The 10,087-nt window shown below is 71.6% G+C and carries 9 protein-coding genes; 1 reads left to right on the forward strand and 8 read right to left on the reverse strand.

From position 1 onward, the window contains the following. From M4J07_RS43975 to M4J07_RS44010, 8 genes are all read right to left on the reverse strand, one after another. Positions 1 to 1,101, reverse strand: a 1,101-nt coding sequence (locus M4J07_RS43975) for a mechanosensitive ion channel family protein (protein ID WP_255982228.1), incomplete at its 3' end; no start/stop codon positions are given. A 192-nt stretch (positions 1,102 to 1,293) separates the two neighbouring features. Beyond that, positions 1,294 to 2,229, reverse strand: a complete 936-nt coding sequence (locus M4J07_RS43980) for a hypothetical protein (protein ID WP_255982230.1) — start codon at positions 2,227 to 2,229, stop codon at positions 1,294 to 1,296. Between the two features lie 9 nt (positions 2,230 to 2,238). Beyond that, on the reverse strand, positions 2,239 to 3,261 hold the full coding sequence (locus M4J07_RS43985) for a Gfo/Idh/MocA family protein (RefSeq protein ID WP_255982232.1): 1,023 nt from the start codon (positions 3,259 to 3,261) through the stop codon (positions 2,239 to 2,241). Further along, positions 3,258 to 4,274, reverse strand: a complete 1,017-nt coding sequence (locus tag M4J07_RS43990) for a Gfo/Idh/MocA family protein (RefSeq protein ID WP_255982234.1) — start codon at positions 4,272 to 4,274, stop codon at positions 3,258 to 3,260. The genes M4J07_RS43985 and M4J07_RS43990 overlap by 4 nt, the downstream gene beginning before the upstream one ends. Positions 4,275 to 4,305: 31 nt before the next feature. Continuing rightward, on the reverse strand, positions 4,306 to 5,142 hold the full coding sequence (locus M4J07_RS43995; protein WP_255982236.1) for a carbohydrate ABC transporter permease: 837 nt from the start codon (positions 5,140 to 5,142) through the stop codon (positions 4,306 to 4,308). Next, the gene (locus tag M4J07_RS44000; RefSeq protein WP_255982238.1) at positions 5,135 to 6,103 is read right to left on the reverse strand and encodes a carbohydrate ABC transporter permease; all 969 of its coding nucleotides are present in this window, start codon (positions 6,101 to 6,103) and stop codon (positions 5,135 to 5,137) included. The genes M4J07_RS43995 and M4J07_RS44000 overlap by 8 nt, the downstream gene beginning before the upstream one ends. Then, complete coding sequence (locus tag M4J07_RS44005) at positions 6,103 to 7,368, reverse strand: ABC transporter substrate-binding protein (protein WP_255982240.1); 1,266 nt, start codon at positions 7,366 to 7,368, stop codon at positions 6,103 to 6,105. The genes M4J07_RS44000 and M4J07_RS44005 overlap by 1 nt, the downstream gene beginning before the upstream one ends. An 81-nt stretch (positions 7,369 to 7,449) precedes the next feature. Continuing rightward, the gene (locus M4J07_RS44010) at positions 7,450 to 8,598 is read right to left on the reverse strand and encodes an ROK family transcriptional regulator (RefSeq protein ID WP_255982242.1); all 1,149 of its coding nucleotides are present in this window, start codon (positions 8,596 to 8,598) and stop codon (positions 7,450 to 7,452) included. A 194-nt stretch (positions 8,599 to 8,792) separates the two neighbouring features. On the opposite strand from M4J07_RS44010, the gene M4J07_RS44015 reads away from it, so the two are divergent. Continuing rightward, positions 8,793 to 10,046: an aspartate aminotransferase family protein gene (locus M4J07_RS44015; protein WP_255982244.1), complete on the forward strand. Its 1,254-nt coding sequence runs from the start codon at positions 8,793 to 8,795 to the stop codon at positions 10,044 to 10,046. Positions 10,047 to 10,087: the final 41 nt, after the last annotated feature.

Raw genomic sequence — 10,087 nt, forward strand, 5'->3', positions numbered from 1 at the left:
AAGCACGAGTTCATCAAACGCCTCCACCAGCGCTTCCGCGCCGTGCCGCTGCTGCGGGATGATCACCGGCGCGCTGCCCTGTGTGAGGGCCACCGTCCGCACCGGCGACGGGATGCCGATGCCCTCGGCGCGGAAGCGCTGGTGGAGGCGTTTGATGAACTCGTGCTTGATGCGGTACTGGTCGCTGAACTCACCGACGCCGAGGATCACGTTGAAGCTGATCCGGGAGTCGCCGAAGGTGTGGAAGCGGACCAGCGGCTCGTGGTCGGGGACCGCGCCCTCGACGTCCTTCATGACCTCGGTGACGACCTCCACCGTCACCCGCTCGACCTGCTCCAGATCGCTGTCGTAGCCGACGCCTGCCAGGACGGTCAGCGTCATCTCCTGCTCGGGACGGCTGAAGTTGGTCATGTTCGTGCCGGAGAGCTGGGTGTTCGGGATGATCACCAGGTTGTTGGACAGCTGACGCACCACGGTGTTGCGCCAGTTGATGTCCACGACGTAGCCCTCCTCGCCGCTGCTGAGCCGGATGTAGTCGCCCGGCTGCACCGTCTTCGACGCGAGGATGTGCACGCCCGCGAAGAGGTTCGCGAGGGTGTCCTGGAGCGCAAGGGCGACGGCGAGACCGCCGACGCCGAGGGCGGTGAGCAGTGGCGCTATGGAGATCCCGAGCGTCTGCAGGACGACGAGGAAGCCCATCGCCAGGACCACGACCCGGGTGATGTTCACGAAGATCGTCGCCGATCCCGCCACGGCCGCCCGGGACTGCGCCACCGTGCGGACGAGACCGGTGATGACCCGGGCCGCCGTCAGCGTCGCCGCGACGATCACGAACGCGGTCAGCACCATGTTCACCGTGCGGCCGGTCCGTTCGGTCAGCGGCAGTATCTGGGCCGCCACCGCCCCGCCCGCCGCGAACGCCGCCCACGGCACCAGTGTGCGCAGCGCGTCGACGATCATGTCGTCCCCGCCCCACCGCGTCCGGCTGGCCCGGTCGCCGAGCCAGCGCAGCAGCGTGCGCAGCAGCAGCCCGGCCAGCAGTCCCGCGACGAGCGCGACACCGGCCCCGATCAGGTCGTGGAGTTCGAGCGAGCGGTTCACCGGGCACCTCCCGCGAGGGCTCGGCGCAACAGCGCGGCGGGGACTGCTATGTGATGTTTCGTCACGTGGTACCTGCTTGTCCGGGGATGTGAAGGGCGCGTGTCGACGAAGTGACGACCCGCGCGCCGGGCCATCCTGCCGCACCCGCCCGGGCGTCGTGCGCGGCGGGCCGCCGATCCGGCCGTGGACCCGCTACCCCCGCAGTCCCTCCCACCCCGGAGACAACTCCCGTGCCGTCCGATCCCATTGCTCGGCGCCGCCCGGCAACGGCCAGGCCCAGGTGGGCCGATGCCCGGACCGCGCGTCGTGCAGGGCCCGAGCCAGTACGGGGCCCATGAGCGCGGCGCCGTCCGGGACCCGCTCGCCGTGCGTGGCCCGCAGTGTCCGGAACCGGGCCATCTCCGCGCCGTACGCCGCCACCGCGGTGGCCGTGTCCTTCGTCACCTCGTCCGCGGGCGCGAGCCGCAGGAGTTCGAGGACGGGCGGCTCGACGCCCTCCGCGAGCGCGGCGACGAGCCGCGCGTGCCCGTCCAGGACGAGATGGGCGTCGAATCCGCTGAACCACCACAGGAGCACGGGCGGCAGGGTGCCGTCCCGGGCCTGCTTGCGGTACGCCTTGACCCGCGCGTCCGTCGCGTCGGGCCAGGCCCGCAGCGGCAGGACCTCCCAGGAGCCGTTGTGCACGAACCAGTCGAGTTCGCCGTCCGGGTCGCCCTCGACGAGCAGGTCCCGCCAGTGGGCGACCGGCGACTCGACCTCCGGCCGCCACCGCTGGAACCGGGTCCCGGCCGTCAAGGCCCAACGGCCGTCGTGCAGCGGGCTGTCGGCGGCCCGCTCCAGCGCGTCCGCGAAGCGGTGCGCCCACCGTGCCGGGCCGCGCACCCGCCGCGCCGTGTCGGCCCGCAGCGGCGGCAGCGGCGAGCGGAACGCCCCGGCGCGCAGGAAGTCGACGCCGCAGTGGTCCCCGGTGACCCGGCCGAACAGCACCGGCGCCCCGTCCGCCCGCCGCAGCACCAGACGCCGGCCCTCGGCCACGTACGGGCACAGACCGGGGCGCGGCCGGCCCGTCACCTCCAGCTCCAGGCCGGCCCACGCCCCGTCCCGTCCGGTCGCATCGGTTCTGCGCATCCCGCGACGCTACCCGACGGCCACGGTCCGCCCCGTCCGCGCCGACTCGTACGCCGCCTCGACGATCCGCAGCGACCGCAGCCCGGACGCGCCGTCGGTCACGCCGACCGGGCCCGAGCCGTCGCCGAAGAGGAACTCACGGAGCATCAGCGCGTCCAGGTCGACGCCGTAGGGGAGTTCCACCCCGGCGCGCGACGCCTCGCTGAAGCCGTGCACCTTCTGGTCGAAGGCGTCCATCTCCAGCGTCGCCCGGTCCCCGACGATCTGCATCGACAGGCCGCCCCAGGCCGGATGGTGCCGCGGCTGGCTCCAGCTGCAGTCGATCGTGGCGACGGCCCCGTTCGCGTATGTGAGGGTGAGCAGGCCCGCCGTCTCGACCGGGACCTCGCCCTCGTACAGCACGTTGTTCGTCTGCGCGTACACGGACGTGACCTGGCTCGCCTCGAAGAGGTCGTCGAGCAGGTCGGCGATGTGCACGGTGTGGTCCGTCAGGGCGCCGCCGCCCGCGAGCGCCGGGTCCACGAACCAGCGGCGCCGGCCGCCCGGCATGTAGCCGTTGTTCGCGCCGGACACCGCGAGGACGTCGCCGGCGGTGCCCGCCCGCACCGCCTCGCGCACCGCCAGATAGGCGGGGCTGAAGCGCACCGGGTGCGCCACCGCGAGCCGCACCCCGGCCGCCCGGCATGCCTCCACCATCGCCGCGCCGTCCTCCGGCGTGGTGGCGAGGGGCTTCTCGCAGAGGACGTCGGCGCCGTGCGACGCGGCGCGTTCGACCAGGGCGCGGTGCCGGACGTTCTCCGAGCAGACCACCACCTTGTCCGGGCCCCAGGCGAACAACTCCTCGTAGGAGTCCACGTAGTCGACGCCCAGTTGCGCCGCGAACGCCTTTCCGCGCACCTCGCCCGGCGCCGCCAGGTCTGTGTCCGGGTCGGCCGCCAGCACCCGCACGCCGTCCATGGCGCCGAGCAGGCGGGCGAAACCGCCCGCGTGGACGTGCGCGAACGACAGCACCCCGACCTTCAGGTCCTTCACAGCCCGGCCTCCTCGGTCACCTTGATCTCGACGGGCTCGCCCGTGCGCGCGGACTCGGCTGCGGCAGCGGCGATCCGGACCGCCTCGACACCGTCGCGGGCCGACACCCGCGGCACCGGACCGCCCTCGACCGCCACCGCGAACTCGCGCAGCTCGGTCAGGTACGGGCTCTCCGTCATCGGACTGCCGGGAATGCCCTCGCCGAGCGGCCGCGTCCCCTGGGCCAGCACGCGGAAGCCGGTGTGCGCGGTCGAGTCGTGCTCCAGGATGCCGCCGGGGCCCGCGACCCGGAACGTCGTACGGAACTGCAGGTCGGGCAGCCCCCACACGCCCAGCACGTGGCTGACCGCGCCGGACGCGTGCGTGAGGACCGCCGTGCCCGTGGCCACGTCGCCCGCCCGCGCGCCCGGCTCCTGCCGACCGCGGACCTGGGCGTGGACGCGGACCACGTCGCCCGCGAGCAGCCGGGCGAAGTCGAAGTCGTGGATCATCTGGTCGACGAGGATGCCGCCCGACAGCGCCGGGTCGCCGAACCACGGCGCCCACACCGGGTAGCTGCCCGACCGGGTGAAGCGCAGCACCGCGGGCGCGCCCACGCCGCCCGCCGCGACGGACTCGGCGAGCGCCGCGTACGCCGGGAAGTAGCGCACGACGTGCGCGGGGAAGAGCAGGACGCCCGCCGCCTCGGCCGCGTCGGCCATCTCCCGCGCCTCGGCGACGGTCAGTGCGAGCGGCTTCTCGCACACCACGTGCTTGCCCGCGGCGATCGCGTCGAGGGTGAGCTGCCGGTGCGTGAAGGTGGGAGTGCACAGGTCGACGACGGCGGCGCGGTCGAGGAGTTCGGAGAGGCCGCGCACGGCCGTCACGCCGGACTCGGCGTGGCGGGCGGCGAGTTTCTCCGCGTTGCCGTCGGTGGACAGGATCGTGACGCGTGCGCCCAGCGCGATCCAGGCGGGCAGATGGGCGCGGGCGATGCCGCCGGCGCCGATCAGGCCCACGTCGAGGCGTGCCATGGAAGTCCTTTCCGGTGGTGCGGGTTCGGGCTCAGCCCTTCGTGCCGCTCTGGGCGATGCCCTGCACGAAGTGCCGCTGCAGGAAGAGGTAGAGGAGGATCATCGGCAGGCTCGCGATCAGCGAACCGGCCATCATCACCGGGTAGTTGGTCTCGAACTGGCCCTCCAGTGAGGTCAGTCCGGCACTGATCGGCATCTTCGCCGGATCGGTGTTCACGACCAGCGGCCACAGCAGGTCGTTCCACGACCACATCGCCGTGATCACCGCGAGCGCGGCGAGCGCGGGCCGGATCAGCGGCAGCATGATCGACCAGAAGATGCGGAAGGGACCCGCGCCGTCGATCCGGGCGGCCTCCTCCAGCTCCCGCGGCAGGGAGAGGAAGAACTGCCGCAGCATGAACGTGCCGAACGCGCTGAACATCCCCGGCAGGAACAGCGCGGGCGCCGAGTTGAGCAGTCCGAGGCGCTGGATGATGTCGTACTGCGGCAGGACGAGCAGCGAGGACGGAACGAGCAGCACGGACAGGAACAGGGCGAACAGCACGTTCTTGCCGCGGAACCGCATCCGGGCGAAGGCGTACGCGGCGAGCGAGCAGAACACCAGCTGGCCGACCGTGCGGCCGACCGTGTTGATGACGCTGTTGCCGAGCATCTTCCCGTACGGCAGCGCGGTGAAGACCTCCTCGAAGGAGGACCAGTTCCACTTCTCGGGCAGGAACGTCGTCGGCACGTGCACGGCCTCGCCCAGCGTCTTCAGCGCCGTCAGCAGCTGCCACAGGAACGGGAAGACCATCACGAGAGCGCCGAGCGAGAGGATGACATGCGTGGCGACGGAGCCGCCGTCCACGCGGCGCAGCCGGTCACGCATAGTGCACCCACCTCTTCTGGAGCCGGAACTGAAGGTACGTCAGGGACGCGGTGAGCAGCATCAGGACGAAGGCGAGCGCGGCCGCGGCGCCCTGGTTGTTCTGCTGGAACGCCCATTGGTAGAAGAGGCTCACCACGGACTGGGTGGAGCCGAGCGCCGGGTTCGTCGGCGCCATCATCACGTAGATCAGGTCGAACATCTGGAGTGAGTTGATGACGCAGATGATCGCCGCGAAGAAGATGCTCGGGCTCAGCAGCGGCAGCGTGATGGTGAAGAACCGGCGCACCGGGCCCGCGCCGTCCAGCTCGGCCGCCTCGTAGTAGTCCTGCGGGATGCCCTTGATCCCCGCGATGAAGATGATCAAGTAGTAGCCGATGCTCTGCCACACCGACACGAGCCCGATCGCCCACAGCGCCGACGACGGGTCGGACACCCAGTAGTGGCGTGACATGCCGAACCACGACAGGACCTCGTTCAGGAGACCGAAGTTGCCGTTGTAGAGCCAGTTCCAGACCAGGCCCACCGCGACCGGCAGCGTCACGAACGGGATGAAGTACAGGGCGCGGTAGACGGACACGCCGCGCAGCCCGCGCCGGTTCAGGAGCGCCGCGACCGCGATCGACAGCGGCAGCGTGACCAGCCCGATCGCCCCGTACAGCAGGGTGTTGCCGACGGCCCGCCACACGGTGACGTCCTGGAGGACGCGCGCGTAGTTGTCACCGCCGATCCAGCTGTTGCCGCCGAACGGACCGAACGAGGTGAAGCTGTAGCCGAACGTCTGGAACATCGGCCAGATGTAGAACAGCAGGAAACCGAGACCGATGGGCGCGATGAACAGGTAAGCGGCCTTCTGCGTCCGCGAGTTGGGGCCGCGCGTGGCACCGCCGGGCCCGGCCTTCGTACGCGGCCTCCTGATCCGGCCCTCCGCCTCCGCGGCGGCCGTCGACGGGAAAACAGCCATCACTTGTCCTCCTCGTCGAGCGCCCTGTCCATCTGTTTCGCCAGGGTGCGGGCGGCGTCCTCGATGTTCCCCTTGCCGCTGAACGGCGCCCCGAGCAGCAGGTACTCGAGGTCCTCCCAGACCGCCGTGTTCCGCGAACTCGGGTACGGAACCGCATAGTCGAGCATGTCGATGAAGTTGCGCAGATCGAACTCGGGCATCGACTTCAGCCAGGCGTCCTGGGTGTCCTCGTACGAGGAGATGGTGACGCCGCCCTTCGCCTGGATCTCGGCGGCCGGGCGCCGCGCCATGAAGTCCACGAACTTCCACGCGGCTTTCTTCTTGCGGGACTTGGCGCTGATGACGTTCGCCAGGCCGTGGATGACCGTGGCCCGCTCGCGGCCCTTGGGCAGGACGGTGACCCCGCCGTGGTCCTTGATCGCCGGAGTGCCGTACATGAACGACGCCATCGCCGACAGGTCGTAGTTCATCGCCGTCTGCTCCGACAGGTACAGATTGCGCGACCGCACCTCCGCCATGGCGCTCTGCGGCGGCGACCAGCCCCGGTCCACGAGGTCCGTCCAGAACCGCAGCCCCTCGATGGACCGCTCGTCGGCGAACCCGGACCGCCCGTCGCGCAGCACGTACCCGCCCGCGCCGAACACCGTCGGATAGAACTTGGACTGCCGGTCCATCTCCGCGGTGATCCCGTACACCCGCGCCTTCGGATTCGTCAGCTCCCGCGCCGCGTCCCGCAGGTCGTCCCACGTCCAGCTGGAATCGGGGTACTTGACGCCCGCCTTGTCGAACAGCTCCTTGTTGTACCAGAGCCCGATGGTGTCGAAGTCCTTCGGCAGCCCGTACTGCTCACCGTCGTACGCGTAGATGTCGACGAGCGCCTTCGGATGCTTGCCGACCGGCGTGCGGTCCCGCTCGATGTGCTCGCCCAGCGGTTCGAGCACGCCGTTCGCCGCGTACAGCTGGATGTTCACGGCGTTCATCCAGAACACGTCGGGCGCCGTGCCGCCGCGCATCGATGTGCGCAGCGTCGTCCAGTAGGTGTTCCACGGCGTGAGCTGGATCTCCACGGAGACGTCCGGGTTCTCGCGCTCGAAGGCCTTGATGATCTGCTGCATGCCGGGCGCCTGGGCCACGTCCCACATGCCGTACGTGAGGGTGGTGCGGCCGCCGGCCTCGGCGGTGCCGGAAGCTTCGCCGCCGGTGCTGCAGCCGGCGGCCAGCGGGGTCGCCGCGAGCGCACCGGCGAGAAGCGTTCTCCTGCGCATACGCGTCTCCGGTAGGTAGGGGGAGAGAGCGGGTGAGGTACGGGTAGGGGTCTGGTCACGGATACGGGGGCGGGTACCGGCTCAGGGCCGTAACGGCCTTGCCCCGTCGGCAAGGTGGGATTCGACCGCGTCGAGGGCGCGGCGTACGGCGCCGAGAGCGACGCCTTCGCGGCCGAGCGTGCTGACCGCGATGCGCGGCACGTGCAGGGTGATCGGGCGCAGGTGCTCGGTGAGCAGCGGGCCCAGCGGATCGCCGACCGGCGCCAACGCGCCCGACAGGACGAGAAGTTCGGGGTCGAGCGCGAGGACGAGCGCGGCGATGCCCGGGGCGACCCCGGCGAGATAGCGGTCGAGGACGTCGAGCGCCCCGGCGTCGCCCGCCCGCACGGCCCGCGCGAGCGCGTCGGTCTCCGACTCGCCGGGCCGCCGGTCCGCGTCCCAGGCGAGCGCCTTCTCCGCGGCGTCCAGGCCGAGTCGGGGCAGGATGCCGAGCTCGCCCGCGCCGCCGCGCCGGCCCCGGTGCAGCCGGCCGTCGATCATCACGCCGCACGAGATGCGCCGCCCCACGAGGACGCACGCCACGTCGTCGGCGAGCATCGCGGCGCCCCGCCAGTGCTCCGCGAGCACCGCGAGGTTCACGTCGTTCTCGACGTGGATCCGGCACGGGACGTCGTCCGCGAGCCGCCGCGCGAGGTCCAGGTCGGTCCAGTCCGGCACGATCACCGACCGGATCCGGCCCGTCTCGTCGACCATGCCCGGCACGCCGATGCCCACCGACCACACGTCGTGCGGGCCGAGGCCCTGGTCCGCGAGGAAGGCGCGCAGCCGCCCGCGCAGCAGCTCGATCCGCTCGGCGCCCGTCAGCTCCTCGGGAAAGTCCTCGCGACGGCGGGCGACGACCTCGCCGTCCAGCCGGGCGAGCAGCAGCACGATCTTCCGCAGACCGATGTCGACGCCGACGACGTGCCCGGCCTCGGCCCGGAACCGGAACCGGCGCGCGGGCCGCCCCGGGGCGCGGCCCGCCGCCGGGGCGTCCGTCTCGGCGATCCAGCCCCGGCCGACCAGTTCCTCCACGAGCGCTTCCACGGTCGGCCGGGACAGTCCGGTGGCGCCCGCGATCCGGCTCACCGTCTGCGGGCTCTCCTGCCGCAACGCCCGCAGCACCACTTGGGTGTTGAGGCCGCGCAGAGCCGCGAGATCGTGCCCGCGCGCCCGGTCGTGCGACGCCATCGCATCCGCCTTCGCCGGTCGGTCGAGTGGGTTGCGCAGGACTGTTGCATAACCATCAGGGCTTGGGAACCCCGCCCGTACGGAAATTACGCAGAACTCCTGCGAATCGTGGAAGCGCGGGTTCGGCACCCGAGACGCGAATCGCCACACATGACCCATTGACGCCCGTTCGGCGCGGCACTGACGCTGGAGTCATGACCCGACTGTCCGAGCATCTGCGTCAGGCCACCCCCGTCGTCGCGCAGCGCGGGGAAGGCGTCCACCTCTACGGCATCGACGGCCGCCGCTATCTGGACTTCACCGCCGGGATCGGGGTGACGAGCACCGGGCACTGCCATCCACGGGTGGTGGCGGCCGCGCAGGAGCAGGTCGCGACGCTGATCCACGGCCAGTACACGACCGTCCTGCACCAGCCGCTGCAACGTCTCGTGGAGAAACTCGGCGACGTCCTCCCCGAGGGCCTCGACAGCCTCTTCTTCGTGAACTCCGGCAGCGAGGCGGTGGAGGCCGCGATGCGGCTCGCCCGCCAGGCCACCGGTCGCCCCAACATCATCGTGGCGCACGGCGGATTCCACGGACGCACCGTCGCCGCGGCGTCCCTGACGACGTCCGGCACGAAGATCCGCACCGGGTTCGGCCCGCTGATGGCGGGCGTGGCGATCACGCCCTTCCCGAACGCCTTCCACTACGGCTGGGACGAGGAGACGGCGACCCGGTTCGCGCTGCGCGAGCTGGACCACGTCCTCCAGACGGTCTCCGACCCCGACGACACGGCGGCGATCCTCGTCGAACCCGTCCTTGGCGAAGGCGGCTACGTCCCCGCCAACACGGCTTTCCTGCAAGGGCTCAGGGAACGCGCGGACCGCCACGGCATCGTCCTGATCCTCGACGAGATCCAGACGGGCGTCGGCCGCACCGGCCGCTTCTGGGGCCACGACCACTTCGACGTGCGGCCGGACGTGCTGATCACGGCGAAGGGCCTGGCCAGCGGATTCCCGCTGTCCGGCATCGCGGCGCCGGCCGCCCTGATGCACAAGGTGCGCCCCGGCTCCCAGGGCGGCACGTACGGCGGCAACGCGGTCGCCTGCGCGGCGGCCTGCGCCACCCTCGACGTCATCGCGGAGGAGGGGCTCGTGGCGAACGCGGCGGCGATGGGCGCGCGGCTGCGGGCGGGCCTGGAGGACGTGGCGGCGAAGACCCCCGCGATCGGCGACGTACGGGGCCTCGGCCTGATGCTGGCCAGCGAGTTCACGACACCGGACGGCGACCCCGACCCGGCGACCGCCCTCCGGGCCCAGCAGGCGGCGGCGGACGAGGGCCTCCTCCTCCTGACCTGCGGCCCCTGGGGCAACGTGGTCCGGATGATCCCGGCCCTGGTGGTCACGGAGCCCCAGGTGGACGAGGCCCTACGCACCTGGACCTCAGCGGTGACGACGGCAACGTCCTGACACACCTGAGTGGGGCGGACCCCGGCTTCTCGGGGACGCGC

The sequence above is a fragment of the Streptomyces longispororuber genome (genome assembly GCF_024448165.1).
In the GTDB taxonomy this organism is placed as follows: domain Bacteria; phylum Actinomycetota; class Actinomycetes; order Streptomycetales; family Streptomycetaceae; genus Streptomyces; species Streptomyces longispororuber_A.

Coding starts and splice junctions, on each gene's coding strand:
- M4J07_RS43980 (WP_255982230.1), bottom strand. CDS start 2,229: ATGCGCAGAACCGATGCGACCGGACGGGACGGGGCGTGGGCCGGCCTG.
- M4J07_RS44000 (WP_255982238.1), bottom strand. CDS start 6,103: ATGGCTGTTTTCCCGTCGACGGCCGCCGCGGAGGCGGAGGGCCGGATC.
- M4J07_RS44015 (WP_255982244.1), top strand. CDS start 8,793: ATGACCCGACTGTCCGAGCATCTGCGTCAGGCCACCCCCGTCGTCGCG.
- M4J07_RS43995 (WP_255982236.1), bottom strand. CDS start 5,142: ATGCGTGACCGGCTGCGCCGCGTGGACGGCGGCTCCGTCGCCACGCAT.
- M4J07_RS44005 (WP_255982240.1), bottom strand. CDS start 7,368: ATGCGCAGGAGAACGCTTCTCGCCGGTGCGCTCGCGGCGACCCCGCTG.
- M4J07_RS43990 (WP_255982234.1), bottom strand. CDS start 4,274: ATGGCACGCCTCGACGTGGGCCTGATCGGCGCCGGCGGCATCGCCCGC.
- M4J07_RS44010 (WP_255982242.1), bottom strand. CDS start 8,598: ATGGCGTCGCACGACCGGGCGCGCGGGCACGATCTCGCGGCTCTGCGC.